The sequence below is a fragment of the Kaistella flava (ex Peng et al. 2021) genome (assembly GCF_015191005.1).
GTDB lineage: Bacteria > Bacteroidota > Bacteroidia > Flavobacteriales > Weeksellaceae > Kaistella > Kaistella flava.
The window spans coordinates 2747337-2764861 of sequence record NZ_CP040442.1 but is presented as its reverse complement, the minus strand read 5'-3'; the positions used below and the strand labels follow the sequence as shown (position 1 = coordinate 2764861).

Sequence of the window (17525 nt, the reverse complement as noted above, 5' to 3'; positions counted from 1 at the left end):
TAATTATTATTTAGAATCTCTCCTTTTTATTTACTTCTGATTTATTCACTTCAACCAAATTATCTTCCAGATTAATATCTGCTAATCTTTGAGAAAAATCAATTCCCAATACAGAAATCTGTGATTTATTATAAGGAATGGTGAACGTATATTCTTTCTGAGTCCAAGGCCAATATGCTTCAGTTTTGAAATCACCATAGATATCTTTCGTTTTCCAGGTGTGAGTCATATTTAAAGGAATCTGGAAATTAACTACTTTTTTGTTAGTTGTTAAAATCGAGAAATCAATAGGCATCGGGATTGTTCCTCTGTTTTCTAACGTAATAGTCGTAGAGTTTTCGTCGTATTTCACGTCTTTAATTCCGTAGTCAATGGTTTTGGTAGTATTGATCCAATAATTCAGGAACCATTTTAAATCCATTCCGGAAACTTTCTGTGCAATATGCATGAAGTCTCTGTCTGTTGGATGTTTCAAATGCCATTCATTATAAAACTCTTTCATGACCACAGCCAAATTTTGCTCACCCATGATGTATCCTAACTGAACTAAAAACAGTTCACCTTTTACATAAGTTGCAAAAGAATAAGCAGTTCCATTATCGTGGTGATCTCCTAACCAAACTGCTGGCTCTTCAATTCCTTTTTTTACAAAACTTCTGTATCGGTCTAAGCTTCCTACGAATGGATTAGCTTCTGGAGTTTTTGGCGGGAACAATTGGTACATTATAGAATCATCATAATAACTCGTAAAGCCTTCATCCATCCAAGGTCGAACGCTTTCGTTGTACGCCATCATTTGTTGGTTCCAGGAATGTCCACCTTCGTGAACCATTAAACCAACTAAACCGTCTAAACTTTTTGCTTCTCCTAAAATCATGGTACACATTCCGTATTCCATTCCGCCGTCACCACCTTGAATAAACGAGTACGAAGGATAAACATACCTTCCGTAAGTTGCATTCATGATTTGGAAAAATTTAGTCACATATGGTTTTGCTTCCGACCAATATTTGGTTTTTTCAGATTTTTGATAAACGAAATTTACTTTCGGTCCGTCTAAAACCACGAATGATTCTACTGTATAGTCGCGGTCAGCAGCCCAAGCGAAATCGAGCATGTTTTTAGCAGTCCATTTCCAGGTTGCTTTGTTATTGTTATCAGCTTTGATAACGGCTTTTTTATCATAACCTTTTACGTCTAAAGGATTTTCTAAAGTTCCTCCAGCGCCGATTACATAATCTTTATCGATTTTAATGTTGACTTCAAAATCAGCAAACGGGGCGTGAAATTCTCTTCCGATATAATCAAAAGTTGCCCAGCCATCGTAATCATATTCTGAAATTTTTGGATACCATTGGGTAACCGTCATATCGATTCCTTCTAGGTTATTTCTTCCTGCACGACGAATCTGCATCGGAATTACGGCATCCCATTCCATCGTGAAAGTCGTTGAAGAATTAGGTTTTATCGGAGTGTCCAAATAAACTTTCATCACCGTTTCCTGGATTTCAAATTTTAGGTCTTTTCCGTTTTGTTTAATCCAGTGAATATTTTGCGCGCCTTCTTCCTCTTTTGGAATTGAAGCTAAACGTGAAATACCATTAGTCTGTAATCTTGAATCACCATTTTTTCCTTGACCTGCAATTCTTTGATCCATCATCGAACCAGCTTTAAAGGCGTTCCAATAAAGATGATAATAAACCACATTTAATTCATCAGGGGAATTATTGGTGTAAGTTAAAGTTTGATTTCCGTTGTAAGTGAAGTTTTTCGCATCGACATCAATATCCATTTTGTATTTGGCGTATTGTTGATAATAGGCGTTTTTCTGCGCTGATAATAATCCGAAAAATAAAGTAAGAATAATGAGAAACCCTTTGTTCATAATGATTTATATTTTAAAACGGAAAGATAAGAATTTTTGATTTTATGGAAAGGTTTAAGCAAATAAAAAACCCTTTCAGCATTTGAATTGCTAAAAGGGTTTGTATTTCTTTATTAAAAGATTATTTTTTGGAAGTCATTCCACTTTTCAAAATCTTCTCTAATATTCTTAAAGTAATTAAGTAAGTTGGCTTCACTCCTGTTAATCCTAAGCCACCAGAAGATAGTGTAGAACCTGTTTCTAACGGATTATCTGAAGCATAATAAGCATACATTACAAAAAGATCTTCTGAAATATGGTGACGGATTTTCGAAGCAACCTGAATTGCTTTTTGATAATGCGCACCTTCCATTTCCAGTCCGATTGCTTTCCATGAAGTATCCATGAAATATCTTAGAATATCTTTATTCTGAAGTGAAGTTCCCAATACGGAAACCATTCCGCCTTCGAAAGCCTTTAATTCATCATCTTCAAAATCTGATAATTTCAAAGCGTTTTCAAATGGATAGTTGTCTGCAGTTCCTTCAAATACGTGAGAAGTAGGAATCATGATATCTCCTTTTCCACCCTGTAAAATTCCGGCTTTCCCCATAATAGAAATGGATTTTACCTTCATCGTATAGATTTCACCGTTGTAATCATAAGGTCGTAAAAGTTCGTCCATTACTTCAAATGCCTGTTCACCAAATGCATAATCGAAAACCATGATCACATCATCTCCCGAATAGTTCAAATCAGCGAAAGGCGTGTTTTTTAAATCGGTTTTTGAAAGATCGATAATTTGAACGTCGATATTACTTCCGCTTTGGTCATGAATATAAATCAAACCCGCTTCTTGTGAATGTGCGAGTACTTTTTCTTGCAAGGCTTTCTTGTTAGAAATCTCCTCATACATTTTGTAATCTACATTCTTCGTTACTTTTTTTCCGATAGAATCATTTGCGAAAAGCATGTTTTTCACAGAATGCATGTTGGCCGAAATAATATGCAAAGGTCTCATCTGCAAATTATTATCTGCTAAAACCTGTTTTACTTTGTTTGCCCATTTTTCACCAAAGAAATGGTGACCAACTCTTTCTCTAAGAATAGCCGAGAAGTGAACTTCTCTTTCTCTGATTTGTTTGTAGTCGTTAAAACTTTCGTTTCCTAAATGATAGATGATTTTGAATAGACGATCTGGGTTTTGATCATCACCGAAACTATTATAAGCATTTAATGTTTCATCAAATGTTCTTCCTAATAATGAAGAAAGGTGAATCAAAGCAACTTCTTTTTCTTTTCTGCTTAATTTTTCGTCGCCTATTGCAACTTGTTCGATAATTTTCCAGGCTCTGCTTGGTTTATCGCTTCGTTCAGAAAGAAACGCAAGTTTGCGGATTTTATCTGCTTCAATATAAAGGAAAGTAAGGTGAGTTAGAATGTCATAGATTTCAGAACGACCCAGAAGAACTTCAATGTTCATTTGGTGCTCGTCGATACGATAACAATTTCTTCTTCTTTTCTTAGGAACAATAACTTCGAAACTTCCTTTGTCGAAACCTTCGTCAGAAGTAAGATGAATGAACGAGCATTCCTCAATTCCTTCTGGAAGTCTGTCTAAAACATAAAGAAGTCCGTCTAGCTCTATTTTATTAGGAACGCCCATGGTTCCATAAATTTCCGGATTGATTGTCGTAAGTAGTGACCGAAGGCTTTCTCCGGAAATACCGGCAGGTTTGAAAAAACCGCGATAGAATAAGTGTCGCATAGAAACGTAAAGTCTTTCGATTGCCTCAGTGGTTTCTCTTGCTCTTGAATTTACCATAGTGTAAAATTTCACACAAATATAAGAAATTACTTCTTATTTATAGGATGCCGAGAGGATTTCTAGTCATTATTAATGATTTGTTAATGATGAGATTAATGATGAATTATAATCTATTAATATTTTATGGCATAGATCCTGGCTTTTTATCAAGCTTTTTCCTTTTAATACTTTAATAATGGTCTTCCTATTCATTATAGTTAAAGAGAATGAGTTTAATTAAAAGCATTTAATTTGTTAATGACCCCATAAATTTAAAGGTGTTTTAATTTTGTTTCTATATTTTTTGTAATTTTACCTCACAAAAATCACCATACAATGTCAAGTTTAAGATTTAAAGCATTAGAATTAATTTCTCAAAAAGATTTTAGAAGAGAAAACGCAGTAGAAGTTCCTGCAAAATTATCCTCACTTTTTTGTGAAAACGTGTTCTCAGAGGAAACGATGAGAGAGTATTTGACGAAAGAAGCTTTTACTTCAATCCAGAATGCAATTAAAAGTGGTGTGAAAATTCAACGTGACGTTGCTGATCAAATTGCAGTCGCGATGAAAGATTGGTCTTTAAGTAAAGGAGTGACTCATTATACACATTGGTTTCAGCCATTAACTGGCTCAACTGCAGAAAAACATGATTCCTTTTTTACTCCGTTTGAAAGCGATCGTGCAATTGAAAGATTTGCTGGTGGAATGTTGATTCAACAGGAGCCAGATGCTTCTTCCTTCCCGAATGGTGGAATTAGAAATACTTTTGAAGCGCGTGGTTACACCGCTTGGGATCCAACTTCTCCCGCGTTCATCATGGGAACGACTCTTTGTATTCCTTCGATTTTCATCTCTTATACAGGTGAGACTTTAGATTATAAGGCTCCTTTGCTTAGAGCATTAAGTGCGGTAGATGATGCGGCAACAGATATTTGCAGATCTTATTTCGATAAAAATGTAACCAAAGTAACTCCTACTTTAGGATGGGAACAAGAATATTTCCTGGTTGATTCTGCTTTATATCAATCAAGACCGGATTTGGTAATTACCGGAAAAACGCTCTTGGGACATTCTCCTGCAAAAGGGCAACAGTTAGATGATCATTATTTTGGATCGATTCCTACGAGAGTAATGAATTTCATGAAAGAATTAGAAATCAAATCTATTCAGTTAGGAATTCCAGTTACAACCCGTCATAATGAAGTTGCTCCGAATCAATTTGAATTAGCTCCGATGTTTGAAGAGGTCAATGTTGCGGTTGATCATAATTCATTATTAATGGATTTAATGGCAAGAGTTGCACACAAACACCATTTCCATATTTTATTCCATGAAAAACCATTTGCTGGAGTGAATGGAAGTGGGAAACATAACAACTGGAGTTTAGCCACAGATACTGGCGAAAACCTTTTAAGCCCGGGAAAAAATCCAAAAAAGAATTTACAGTTTTTAACCTTCTTCGTAAATACGTTGAAAGCAGTTCATGATTACGATGACTTATTAAGAGTAAGTATTGCGTCTGCGGGAAATGATCACCGTTTGGGTGCCAATGAAGCGCCGCCAGCAATTATCTCTACTTTTATCGGTTCGCAATTGTTCAGTGTTTTAGAAGAACTTGAAAAAGTAAAAGACGGAAAACTTTCTCCAGAAGAAAAAACAGATCTTAAATTAAATGTGGTTGGTAAAATTCCAAATATCTTATTAGACAATACGGATAGAAACAGGACTTCACCATTTGCCTTTACGGGAAATAAATTTGAAATCAGAGCAGTTGGTTCATCTGCAAATTGTGCAGAAGTAATGACCGTAATGAATGCAATCGCTGCGAAACAGTTTAAAACTTTCAAAATAGAAGTTGACGCTTTGGTAGAAAGTGGCTTGAAAAAAGATGAAGCGATCTTTAATGTATTGAGAGAATACATTAAAGTGTCTAAAAATATTATGTTCGAAGGCGACGGCTATTCTGAAGAATGGGCGATTGAAGCAGCGGAAAGAGGATTAAGTAATTTAAAAACAACGCCACAAGCTTTGAGCAGGGAGTTAGATCCTAAATATATCGCGTTGTTTGAAGAGCTTGGCATTTACACGCACCGTGAAATGGAAGCCAGAAATGAGATTAAATTGGAGAAATACTCTACTGTAATTTCCATTGAAGCTAGAGTGTTAGCTGATATCGCAAGAAACCATATTATTCCTTCTGCTTTGAAATACCAGAATCGTTTGATCGAAAACGTAAAAGGATTAAAAGAAATCTTCGGTGAAGTTGAATTTAAAACCTTAGCCAAAGAGCAAATGAGTTTGATCAGAGATATTTCTGGTCATGTAAGCATTATTAAAGTAGAAGTAGAAAACCTTCTTTTAGCAATTGAAAATGCGAAATCTAAAAGCAATTCTCGTGAAATGGCTGACTCTTTTTGCGACGAAGTGATTCCGTTTTTTGCTAAAATTAGAAACTCTTCTGATGAACTTGAAATGATGGTTGACGACGAATTATGGCCTTTGACGAAATACAGAGAGCTTTTATTTACTAAGTAAAATAAGACCTATATTAACTGTGAAGCCCTATTTATAGGGCTTTTTGTTGTTTAATAGATGTGCTTCATGCTCTGATAGAGGAATGCGATAAAGTGAATAGATTAAACACATAAATGTTAATGAATCATAATATAAATAAAATCGCAACCCCTATAATAAAGGGATTGCGATGAATATTACTTTAACATTAGGAAAAATAATGTTAAAATGTGTTAAAACAGCAACGCGTGTAGGGTGTTTTCACCCTCGTTTTTGCTTGAATACCTACTTTTGTAATGCTTTAAAAAACAAAAAATAAGTTTTAACACAGGTAATCAAATATATATGAAGAAAAGAGTTTTGTTTTATTGTGCTGCTGTGTTCACTACATTATCAATGCAATCTTGTGTAACCAATTATGTAGTATCAACACCAACTAGTTACGCTAATCAATACAAATCAAATGCCAAACTAGCATCTATAGATAATAAGAAACTGGCACTTGCCAAAGGACAATTATTAAGCAGTTTCAAAGACGAACAAGCCGCAGCTGCCAAGAGTTTAGAAACTATTGCGAAGAATGAAGAAATTGCAAAAGCAGTTCGTTTCTCACAAAAGATAGATGATGTTCTGGCGGAAGCAGAAACCTATTTAGGAACTCCTTACAGATATGGTGGAATGACCAGAAAAGGAATTGATTGTTCAGCATTCGTTTTATCAGTTTTCGGTGCAACAGCTGGGATGAGCTTACCAAGAGTAGCAGCTTCCCAAGCACAGGAAGGAGAAAAAGTAGATAAAAGTAACCTTCAAAAAGGAGACTTGGTATTCTTCTCACATGGTAAAGGTAGAATCTCACACGTAGGAATCGTAGAAGATGTAACAGAAAACGGTACAGTGAAGTTCATTCACGCTGCAACTTCGAAAGGAGTTATGATTTCGTCTCTTGATGATTCTTATTGGGGACCAAAATTTAGATTTGCGAAAAGAGTATTATCGCAAGACGGCCTTACCGATAACATGGCAAATAATTAAAAATAGATAATTGATATTCTCAGAAAACCACCTTCTAAAGGTGGTTTTTTATTTAGCTATAATTTGAAATGGTACACAAGATTGGTGATGTTTTCATTCCAGAAGGAAACTTAATGATAATGTAATGGTTGAAAGGATTTTATTGACTTAAACGGTTTCCTTTCGCTCTTCCAAGTTTGTAAACATTCTTCGTATTAGGAGCAATCAAGCAATCGTTTATTACAAAATATCAACCCGCTGTCCGCTATATCCACTCATCGCTGTCGCGACTTCGCGGGATGCCACTGCCATCGAGGCTAGAATAACCACCGTGATTCTTGTCAAATAAATTTTTGGAGTTGCTGTGAAGAGTAGAGCTTAGTTTGTAGTTTTGCCTTTTGCCTATTTAATTAAACCAAACTATTCCTATCAGTATAATTCAGTTTAAAAAAGATAAACGTCATCATCGAAAAGGCGAGCAAAGAACTTCCCCCATAACTAAAGAACGGAAGTGGAATCCCAACCGTCGGGAAAAGACCCATTACCATTCCTAGATTAATCGAAAAATGCATCAGCAATATCGAAGCGAAACAATAACCAAACACTCGGTTAAAAGTAGATTTCTGTTTTTCAGATAAGTAGTAGATTCTTCCAATGAAAAGAGAATAAACAATCACAAGCATTGCGCTTCCAAAAAAACCCCATTCTTCACCAACGGTACAGAAGATATAATCCGTACTTTGTTCGGGAACGAATTTCCCTTGCGTAACAGAACCTTGACGATATCCTTTTCCGAAAAATCCGCCAGAACCAATTGCCGTTTTTGAGTACAATAAATTGTAACCAGAAGTATCTCGAAAAGCCCGTTCTCCTTTATATAAAACCTCGATTCTTTCTCTTTGGTGCTTAGGTAGTTTTTCTAAAATAGTAGGAGCGCCATAAGCTAATCCACAAAGTATTCCGATAATGCCAACGATGGCAGCTACCGATACCACGTTCCAATGGATTTTGTTAGAATTTAAAAATAGAACGATGGCTGAAATTACAATAACTGCAATTACAACATACATAGGATCAATTGCTAGTGCAACCAGAAAAACACTGGTGAAAATCATTCCTACCCCGAAAACCCATCCTGATAGTCCTTCTCTAAATAACGCGATAAAAAAGGCTATAAAAACGAGTAGGGAACCAACATCAGGGATTAATAATACAAGTATACCTGGAATTCCAATAATTATTAAAGAAGTCCAAAGTGATTTCTTTTGTTTTATATTAAAATCAGGCCCAGAGACATAATTGGCCAACATTAAAGCGGTACCTATTTTCGCAAATTCTACTGGTTGTAAACTTACTGAACCGAATTTATACCAGTTCTTCTGCCCAAGAATTTCTGTCCCGAACGGGAATAAACCCACGAGTAAAAGTACACTGCCGATGTAAATAATTCCGGATGTATTTTCGAAGAATTTTGCTCTCGTCATAAATATAATGAGACCAACGAAAACAGAAACTCCAAGCCAAACTGCCTGTCTTGTTCCGCTCGATGGTTCCACGCTATAAATGTTTGCTACAGCAAAAGCACACAGCAGGAAATAGAGAGAAAGTCCTAATTTGTCAATACCCTGTGCCCACTTCATTTTTTTGCGCTGTTTTTTATTTTCTGTACAATAGAATCTCTTTTATAAATAAGTTGCTTTTTTTGATCAGCATCTTTTATATTTTTCAATCGGGCATCAATAGCTTTTAGACTAACAGAATCTTTATTAGGCTCTTTATAAAGACCTTTTCTTTTTAATTCAACCGTCCATTGTCTTTGATACTCCGGCATAAAGCTGGCATTGATCATCTTGTTGTAAAGATTCTCCCGCTTTAAATCTCCTGTCAAATATTTTTCTGCAATGACTACTGCAGCCGGTCCTGCCCAAGTAGATCCAAATCCTGCATGTTCCATTACTGCGGCAACAACAATTTTAGGATGATCTGCAGGTGCTGCTAATACAAAGATTGAATTGTCTTTTCCCTGAGGAACTTGTGCGGTTCCTGTTTTCGCTAACATGGTAAAATCGTTAGACTTTAAACCTCTTGCCGTTCCATTTAGAACTACAGCCTCCATTCCTTTAATAATCGGTTCGAAATATTTCGGATCTACCAAGGTTTTGTGTTTCACTTTAAATCTTGGATCAGGATTCGGTTTTCCATCAATTGATTTTACAATATGTGGCGTAAAATACCAACCTCTATTGACAATTGACACCACTGAATTTGCTATTTGTAAAGGAGTCAGCAATACATCGCCTTGTCCCATTCCATTAAAAATTGAACCATTCATGGTGTAGGATGAACTCCAGTCTTTTTTTCCACCGCTTCTTTTTTGATAAAATTCACCGGTTGGGATTCTTCCTCTTGAACCGACTGCTAAATCATTGTTTAAGAATTCTCCAACACCGAAACTGCTCATGATCTTTTTCCATTCATTTACCCCGCGACCTGGATCTCCCGGATATTTATTCATAATGGCAATAAAAGCATAAGAGAAGTGGCAGTTACTGGAAATCTGAATCGCTGGTATTAATGGATCTGCACCACCATGACCTTTAATTCTTAGTCCTCTATAATTAAATCCTCCACCACAAGGAAATCTCGTGTTTTCATCCATCACTCCCATTTGCATGGCTGCTGCCGCAGTCAGTAATTTAAATGTAGAACCTGGTGGATAGGCCGCCTGAAGAGATCGGTCAAAAGTTGGACGATTATTATAAACCGTATCCATTTGTAAACGGTACAGATTTTTTGTTTTTTGAGGGCCCGAAAAAAGATTGGGATCGATATCTGGTCCAGTTGCCAGCGCTAAAATTTCTCCGTTGCTTGGGTCAATTGCAACAATTGCACCTTGTTTGTTGACGAGCATTTCCTCTGCCATCCGTTGCAAATCGTAATCAATCGTCAGTTTAATGTCTTTCCCTGTGACGACGTCTTTGTCTAAAGCTCCATCTTTATAAGATCCAATATTTCGTAAGCGGATATCTTTTTGAATATATTGAACCCCTTTTACACCGCGAAGTTCGTTCTCATAAGACTTTTCAATTCCAGTTTTTCCAATGAAATCTCCTGGCAAATAATAAACAGAGTCTTTTTTTAATTCTCTTTCATTCACTTCATTCGTGTATCCTAAAAGATTTCCGGATGTCGAAACCTCATATTGTCTTTGAGGTCGGGATACAATACTAAACGCTGGATATTTAAAAATGATTTCCTGGATTCTGGCAATATCCTCCCGACTTAAATTTTTCATAAAAGGCATCGGAGTTAATTTCGAAAAGTATTTTTCCTTTTTAATGGAATTAATATTTTTAATAAAATCCGCTTTACTGATTCTAAGCAAATTACAGAAATCCACCGTGTCGAAATCCGCTTTTAATAATGCTGCGGTAAAAGATATTTCATAAGCTGGCTGATTTTCCACCATAATTTTTCCGTTACGGTCAAAAATAACACCACGTTGTGGAATAATATATTCGGTTTTTATTGATGTATTCGCAGCATTCAATGCATATCGGTCAGTAAATAACTGCAAATAAGCAAGCCTTGCTATAAAAATTATAGCAATTACAGATAAGAGAGCGGTGATTTTTAAAAATTGTGGTTTCAAACTTTTTGTTTGATTTTAAATGCTAAAGCATAGATCATGATAAAGATAAATGAAATCGCACTCGTTGCCAAAACATTCAGGAAGATATCGAAAAACCTACTGAATTTAAAGATTTCAATATATTGAACAAGCGTCTGATGAATAAAAATACTCATAAAGATAAAGAGGAAAAACTGTGACCACTGCAATGTTTGGAAAGAGAAAAAATCCGTAGAAGTATCGGTGGAAGTTCTAAAAATTAGGGTTCTGAAATAAGCTATAATAACCGTGGCAAGAGCATTAATTCCCCAAGTGTAGAGAAAAGCATCAATCCCTAATCCCAATATAAAACTTAAAAGTAAGAATTGGTATTTATTTCTAAAGAATGGATAGAACATTACAAACACCGGATATATGACCGGCGTATATTTTCCAAAAAGCGTAATTCGATTCAGCACAAAAATTTGCAATGCGATGAGCAAAACAATAATCAGGATATCTGTAAAAAGTGTTCTACTTATCATTTCTCTCTTTTTATAGTCGCTTGCAAAGTATCTTCAATTTTACGAACCTCCGCTTTTTTCAGGTTTTTAACCACATATATTTTACTGATGTTTCCCATCTTTTCAGTCAGTTCAACCGAAATGTCCCAGAAACCAGTTTTGCTATCAACTTCATAACCGGCGATTTTACCAATCATAATTCCTTGTGGAAAAATAGCGGATTTACCGTCAGTTACGATAGTGTCTCCAACTTGAAGGGGTACATATTTCGGGATATCCGATAAATGCATAATTCTGGAATCATCGCCTCGCCAGGTTAATGTTCCGAAATAACCGGATTTTTTGAGCGACGCATTAATTTTAATTTTATTTTGACTTAAAATTGATTGTACCAAAGAATAGGAGTCAGTTGTATTGATGACGATTCCGGCAATTCCCTGAGGAGCCATCACCCCCATTTTCGGCATAACGCCATCTCTTTTTCCACGGTTGATGGTAAAGTAATTGTCTTTTCTATTGATACTGTTGTATACGATTTCACCATCTACGAACGTGTAGATTTGTCCACCTCCGACGGTATCATGTACTTTACGAAATTCAGGATTTACAGAAGCTTCTCTTCCATAAAGCTGTACCATCAAACTTTTGTTTTGGTTAACCAACTGATCATTGGTTTGCTTCAATTTCAGGTAGGAAGCACCTTCGTCAATATACCCCGAAACCCAGGAATTAAAGGCAGCAGATTGGCCCGCAATCCATGACTGTTGCATTGAGTTTCTACTGAAAATCAATGCAATAGCTATGAGTTGCAGAAATATAAAGAAGACGAATAATCCATTCTTCGAAAATAATCTCAGCAAAAATCCCATCTGTTAGTTTCGTAAAAAAGTGATTACTTATTTAATTAAGAAGTTGAATTTATCCATGTTTTTCAAAGCGATTCCAGTTCCACGAACCACCGCTCTTAATGGATCTTCTGCTACGAAAACAGGAAGTCCAGTTTTCTTGTGAAGTCTGTCTGCAAGTCCTCTTAACAAAGCACCACCTCCTGCAAGGTAAATTCCTGTTTTGTAGATATCAGCAGCCAATTCTGGTGGAGTTAATGAAAGTGTTTCCATTACTGCATCTTCTATTCTAACAATTGATTTATCCAAAGCACGAGCGATTTCTTTATAGTTCACCATAATTTCTTTTGGTTTACCCGTAATTAAATCACGTCCTTGAACTGGAATGTCTTCAATGTCAACATCAAGATCTTCCACCGCAGAACCTACTTCGATTTTTATTCTTTCAGCAGTTCTTTCACCAATATATAAATTGTGATGCGTTCTTAAATAGTATGCGATATCATTGGTAAATACATCACCAGCGATTTTTACAGATTTGTCACAAACAATACCTCCAAGAGCAACCACAGCGATTTCAGTTGTACCACCACCTATGTCGATGATCATATTTCCTTCTGGTTTTTGCACATCGATTCCTACACCGATTGCTGCTGCCATTGGTTCATAAATCAAACGAACTTCTTTTGCATTTACTTTCTGTGCAGAATCTCTTACCGCACGTTTTTCAACTTCGGTAATCCCTGACGGAATACAAATAACAATTTTTAAAGTTGGTTGAAAAAGCTTTCCCTTAATACCAGGAATTTGCTTAATGAACTCTTTTATCATGTGCTCAGATGCGTGAAAATCAGCGATTACGCCATCTTTCAAAGGTCTGATTGTTTTTATATCTTCATGCGTTTTCCCCTGCATGTGTTTTGCTTTCTCCCCAACTGCAATTGGCTTTCCTGTCGAACGTTCGATTGCAACAATCGATGGTTGATCCACTACAATTTTATTATTGTGTATAATTAGTGTGTTCGCAGTTCCTAAATCAATCGCAATATCTTGCGTAAACATATCAAATAACCCCATTTTTGTGCTCAATTTTTAAAGTGTACAAAGATATAAATTTAGAACCGTTCTAAAAATTACATTGCTCCTAATTTTGGTTAAAATTTCCTTAAAATTTCCCTCTTATTATATTGATAACTTTTTAATTACCAAAATATTTGATTTAAAAATGGAATATCTTTTTTTTTGGTTGACGGTTATAGATTTTGGTGATAATCTTCATATTTTATATCCTTTACCAATTCAATTTAAAACCTTAAATTTGCGATTGCTCTATGACTAAGGATAATAACATTCATCAAACCGCTAATTTCGCCGTTCTCAGCGTCAGTTTTGAAAAAGCTGATGCAGAAATACGGGGTAAATTTGCGTTTTTTGACGAAAATGTAAAGTATTTTGTGAACCAAATTCATGATTTGAATTTGGGAGATGCTTTTGTGGTTTCCACTTGCAACAGAACCGAAATTTATACCACAACTCAAAATTACCTCTTGATTGCAGAATTATACTGCAAAATTGTTGGCGTAAGTCTTACCGATTTTATGCAATATGTAAATATTGTCAAACATGAGGAAGCTCTTAATCACCTTTTCAGAGTAGCTGCCGGTTTAGAAAGTCAGATTATTGGTGATTTCGAAATCATCGGACAAATCAAGAATGCTTATCATCGTTTTAGAAAAGAGAAGAAATATTCTAATCCTTTTCTGGAAAGAGCCATTAACTCAGCAATTCAGATTTCTAAAAGAATTAAAAACGAAACAGGTATTTCCAACGGAGCTGCCTCGGTTTCTTACGCTGCGGTTCATTACATCTTAAAAAATCATATTCAAATCTCTGATAAAAATATTTTACTTCTTGGAGTAGGAGAAATTGGTCAGAATACCGTTGAGAATTTGGTGAAGCATGTTTATAAACCAAGAGTAAAAATTGCCAACCGATCTGCCGACAAAGCAGAGAAGATTGCAGAGAAATATCAAATTCCTTATATTGAGTTTGATACTTTTCAAGATGAGTTAGGCAAAACAGATATTTTAATTGTTGCAACCGGAGCTCAGCATCCGATCATTAATAAATCGCATTTCCCTAATGGGAAAGAAACCTTGGTGATTGATCTTTCGATTCCAAATAATGTAGCGAAAGATGTTACTGAGAATGAAAATGTAAGTTTGGTTGATGTTGATCAGTTATCTCTTCACATCAATGAGACGATGGTGCAACGACAAAAAGAAATTCCAAAAGCAGAGGAAATCATTAAAGAAATGACCAAAGACTTTCTGGAATGGGAAAAGAAAAGAAAATTAGCTCCCAATATTCATCATTTCAAAGCATCGCTAAAGAACATAGAGCGCAATGAAATGCATAAAATTCACAAGAAACATAACTATATAGAAGTGGATGATATGAAGCTTTCCGACAAGATGATTCAGAAAATCACGAATCGTTTCGCAAAATTCATCATCGATAATCCTTGGAAAGCCGAAGAAATTAGTAAATTAATGCACGAAATTTTAGTAGAGCAACCAAATAAAGAGTTCAATGAGAAGCATTAAAATAGGTACACGAAACTCGCCACTTGCATTGTGGCAGGCAAGAGAAGTTGCCAGAAACTTGCAAAACAATAATTACAAGACTGATATCACTCCGATTGTTTCAACTGGAGATAAAAACCTTACCGAACCTCTTTATGCGATGGGGATTACCGGGGTTTTTACTAAAGATTTAGATATTGCTTTATTGAATAAAGAAGTTGATATCGCCGTTCATTCTTTAAAAGATATTCCAACTCAACTTCCGCATAATGTGGAGATTATCGCTGTTTTACAACGGGATTATCCACAAGATGTTTTAGTAAGAAAATCGACTTCTAAAGACAAAGAATTGCATGAGTTGAAAATTGCGACCAGCAGTTTAAGACGCCGTGCATTCTGGGCAAAACATTTTCCGGACACGGAATTTTGTGATATCCGTGGAAATGTGCAAACACGTCTTCAGAAATTAGAAGATCAGGATTTCGATGCTACTTTATTTTCATTGGCAGCAATTGAAAGAATGAAATTATCTATTGATTATGAATTTCTTCCGATGATGATTTCTGCTCCCGCACAAGGAGTTGTTGCCGTTACCGCAAGAGCTGATGATCATGATATTAAAGAATTCTTCAAAGATGTAAACCATCGTGAAACTCAGATTTGTATCGATATTGAAAGAAATTTCTTAAAAACTTTAGAAGGAGGTTGTACTGCGCCAATCGGTGCTTTTGCAGAGATTAATGACAAAAACGAAGTGCGGTTTATCGGCAGACTGTGTTCTATAGATGGTAAAACTTCTATGGAAATCGACGAAATTTTCACTTGGAATGACCACGAGAATTTTGGAGAAAAATTAGCTCAGAAAATTTTAAAAGACGGCGGAAGAGAATTGATGCAGGAAATTAAACTGCATCTTTAGTAATATTCGCAACCGTTCTATATAATAGGAATTATTGATAATTTATTTTTAATGAATATTCTGTTTACAAAAAAGCTTGATGAAAAGGAAGTTTCTGATATACTGGGAACAGAATTTTCAAGCCATTTTTTAGAGGTTATTAAAATCAATCTTCTTGAACTTTCGCCATTTCCTTTAGGAAACAAATCTTTAATTTTTACAAGTGTAAATGGGGTTGAGTCATTTTTTAAAAATGGTTTTAAACCGCATGAAAACTTTGCCGATAAAAATTTCAACAAAATTTACTGCGTTGGAAAGAAAACCAAAGCTCACTTGCGAAAATATGGTTTTGGAGTTTTTAAGACCAAAAAGAACGCAAAAGAACTTTCAGAATTTATTGTCGATAACTGCGGAAAAGAAAAGTTTCTTCACTTTTGTGGGAACTTAGCTTTAGACATTCTTCAGGAAAAACTACCATTGCAAAATATCGGTTATAAGAAAGTAGTCGTTTATGAAACTGAATTGTTGTATCCGAAAGTAGAGAAGAATTACGATTCAATTGCGTTTTTCTCACCAAGTGGTGTGCGCAGTTTCATTGAGAATAACAATTTAGACTTTCAGCAAATCTATGCGATTGGCGAAACGACTGGAGCAGAAGTTAAAAAACATACCACCCAACAAATATTTATAGGCAAAGACAATGACCTAAGTGCTTTGCTTAAATTGATTAAAAAAGAAGGAGCAGCGATAAACTGCCATTAAGAAACTTTTGTTTCTGATTTTATTTAAAGATTATGATTAAAAACGATTTATATTTAAAGGCATTAAGAGGCGAAACAGTAGAACGTCCGCCGGTTTGGATGATGAGACAGGCAGGAAGATTTTTGCCTGAATTTCGTGCGATGCGTGATGAATATGATTTCTTCACCAGATGTCGTACGCCAGAATTGGCGTCGGAAATTACCATGATGCCGATTCGCAGATATCCTTTGGATGCAGCGATTTTGTTCTCAGATATCCTAGTTGTTCCCCAAGCAATGGGAATGGATTTCGAGATGAGAGAAGGAATTGGTCCTTGGTTAGAAAAGCCAATTCGTACTTTAGAAGATGTTCAAAATATCGAAGTTCCTGATGTTAATGAAACCTTAGGATATGTTTTTGACGCCATCGAACTTACTTTAATTAAGCTGGACAATGATATTCCATTAATCGGTTTTGCAGGTTCACCATGGACAATCCTTTGTTATTGCATCGAAGGTAAAGGTTCTAAAGCTTGGGATGTTGCTAAAAGTTTCTGTTTCAGAAATCCAGAAGCAGCCCATTTATTATTACAGAAAATCACCGATACGACGATTGCTTATCTGAAAAGAAAAGTAGAGAAAGGAGTTTCGGCTGTTCAGGTATTTGATTCTTGGGGTGGTTCATTGTCGCCAGAAGATTACCAAATTTTCTCTTGGCCTTATATCAACCAAATTGTAGAAGCCTTAAGTCCATTAACGCACGTTGTGGTTTTTGGTAAAGGATGTTGGTTCGCTTTGGAAGAAATGACTTTATCTAAAGTTTCTGCTTTGGGTGTTGACTGGACAATTACTCCAGAATTAGCAAGAACACTAACCAATCATACGATGACTTTACAGGGGAATTTTGATCCTAACAGATTGAACTCTTCACCAGAAACCATCACGAAAATGGTAACTGAAATGATTAACCGTTTCGGGAAAGACCGTTACATCGCCAATTTAGGACACGGGATTTTACCAAATATTCCGTTAGAAAATGCAGAAGCATTTATTAGAGCGGTAGTTGACTGGAAACCGAACTAAAATTTTTTCATATATATAATAAGGACACCTTCAAAAAAGGTGTC

At 35.7% G+C, this 17525-nt stretch carries 13 protein-coding genes; 6 read left to right on the top strand and 7 right to left on the bottom strand.

All coding sequences use genetic code 11. The features are described from left to right. Positions 1-10 precede the first annotated feature (10 nt). Positions 11-1885 (bottom strand): M1 family metallopeptidase, encoded by a 1875-nt coding sequence (locus tag Q73A0000_RS12320; protein ID WP_193811232.1) that lies wholly within the window; start codon positions 1883-1885, stop codon positions 11-13. A gap of 121 nt (positions 1886-2006) precedes the next feature. Further along, complete coding sequence (locus Q73A0000_RS12315; RefSeq protein WP_193811231.1) at positions 2007-3689, bottom strand: DUF6909 family protein; 1683 nt, start codon at positions 3687-3689, stop codon at positions 2007-2009. A gap of 318 nt (positions 3690-4007) precedes the next feature. Here Q73A0000_RS12315 and Q73A0000_RS12310 point away from each other — a divergent pair, with 318 nt between their 5' ends. Then, positions 4008-6206, top strand: coding sequence for a glutamine synthetase III (locus tag Q73A0000_RS12310; protein ID WP_193811230.1), 2199 nt, complete (start codon positions 4008-4010; stop codon positions 6204-6206). A gap of 324 nt (positions 6207-6530) precedes the next feature. Then, entirely contained in the window at positions 6531-7217 is a 687-nt protein-coding gene (locus Q73A0000_RS12305; protein ID WP_193811229.1) for a C40 family peptidase, read from the top strand. Positions 7218-7606: 389 nt separating this feature from the next. Here the strand turns inward: Q73A0000_RS12305 and rodA are convergent, their stop codons facing one another. Genes rodA through Q73A0000_RS12280 form a run of 5 tightly spaced genes read right to left on the bottom strand, consistent with a single transcriptional unit; the run spans position 7607 to position 13252 of the window. After that, positions 7607-8836 carry a rod shape-determining protein RodA gene (gene rodA / locus Q73A0000_RS12300; protein WP_193811228.1) on the bottom strand — a complete coding sequence of 410 codons (1230 nt, stop codon included), beginning with the start codon at positions 8834-8836 and terminating at the stop codon, positions 7607-7609. Then, positions 8833-10848 carry a penicillin-binding transpeptidase domain-containing protein gene (locus Q73A0000_RS12295; protein ID WP_193811227.1) on the bottom strand — a complete coding sequence of 672 codons (2016 nt, stop codon included), beginning with the start codon at positions 10846-10848 and terminating at the stop codon, positions 8833-8835. Before Q73A0000_RS12295 ends, rodA begins: the two co-directional genes overlap by 4 nt. Beyond that, a complete protein-coding gene (locus Q73A0000_RS12290) occupies positions 10845-11351 on the bottom strand; it encodes a rod shape-determining protein MreD (RefSeq protein WP_193811226.1) in 507 nt (168 codons plus the stop codon). The genes Q73A0000_RS12295 and Q73A0000_RS12290 overlap by 4 nt, the downstream gene beginning before the upstream one ends. Then, positions 11348-12199, bottom strand: coding sequence for a rod shape-determining protein MreC (gene mreC / locus Q73A0000_RS12285; RefSeq protein WP_193811225.1), 852 nt, complete (start codon positions 12197-12199; stop codon positions 11348-11350). The genes Q73A0000_RS12290 and mreC overlap by 4 nt, the downstream gene beginning before the upstream one ends. A gap of 27 nt (positions 12200-12226) precedes the next feature. Next, entirely contained in the window at positions 12227-13252 is a 1026-nt protein-coding gene (locus tag Q73A0000_RS12280; protein ID WP_133439166.1) for a rod shape-determining protein, read from the bottom strand. 254 nt (positions 13253-13506) lie between these two features. Here Q73A0000_RS12280 and hemA point away from each other — a divergent pair, with 254 nt between their 5' ends. The 4 genes from hemA to hemE are packed head-to-tail and all read left to right on the top strand — an operon-like array spanning position 13507 to position 17481. Further along, on the top strand, positions 13507-14781 hold the full coding sequence (gene hemA / locus Q73A0000_RS12275; RefSeq protein WP_193811224.1) for a glutamyl-tRNA reductase: 1275 nt from the start codon (positions 13507-13509) through the stop codon (positions 14779-14781). Further along, positions 14768-15679, top strand: coding sequence for a hydroxymethylbilane synthase (hemC, locus tag Q73A0000_RS12270; RefSeq protein ID WP_193811223.1), 912 nt, complete (start codon positions 14768-14770; stop codon positions 15677-15679). Before hemA ends, hemC begins: the two co-directional genes overlap by 14 nt. 51 nt (positions 15680-15730) lie before the next feature. After that, positions 15731-16420, top strand: coding sequence for a uroporphyrinogen-III synthase (locus Q73A0000_RS12265; protein ID WP_193811222.1), 690 nt, complete (start codon positions 15731-15733; stop codon positions 16418-16420). A gap of 32 nt (positions 16421-16452) precedes the next feature. After that, entirely contained in the window at positions 16453-17481 is a 1029-nt protein-coding gene (gene hemE, locus Q73A0000_RS12260) for a uroporphyrinogen decarboxylase (RefSeq protein ID WP_193811221.1), read from the top strand. The last annotated feature ends 44 nt before the right edge of the window (positions 17482-17525 follow it).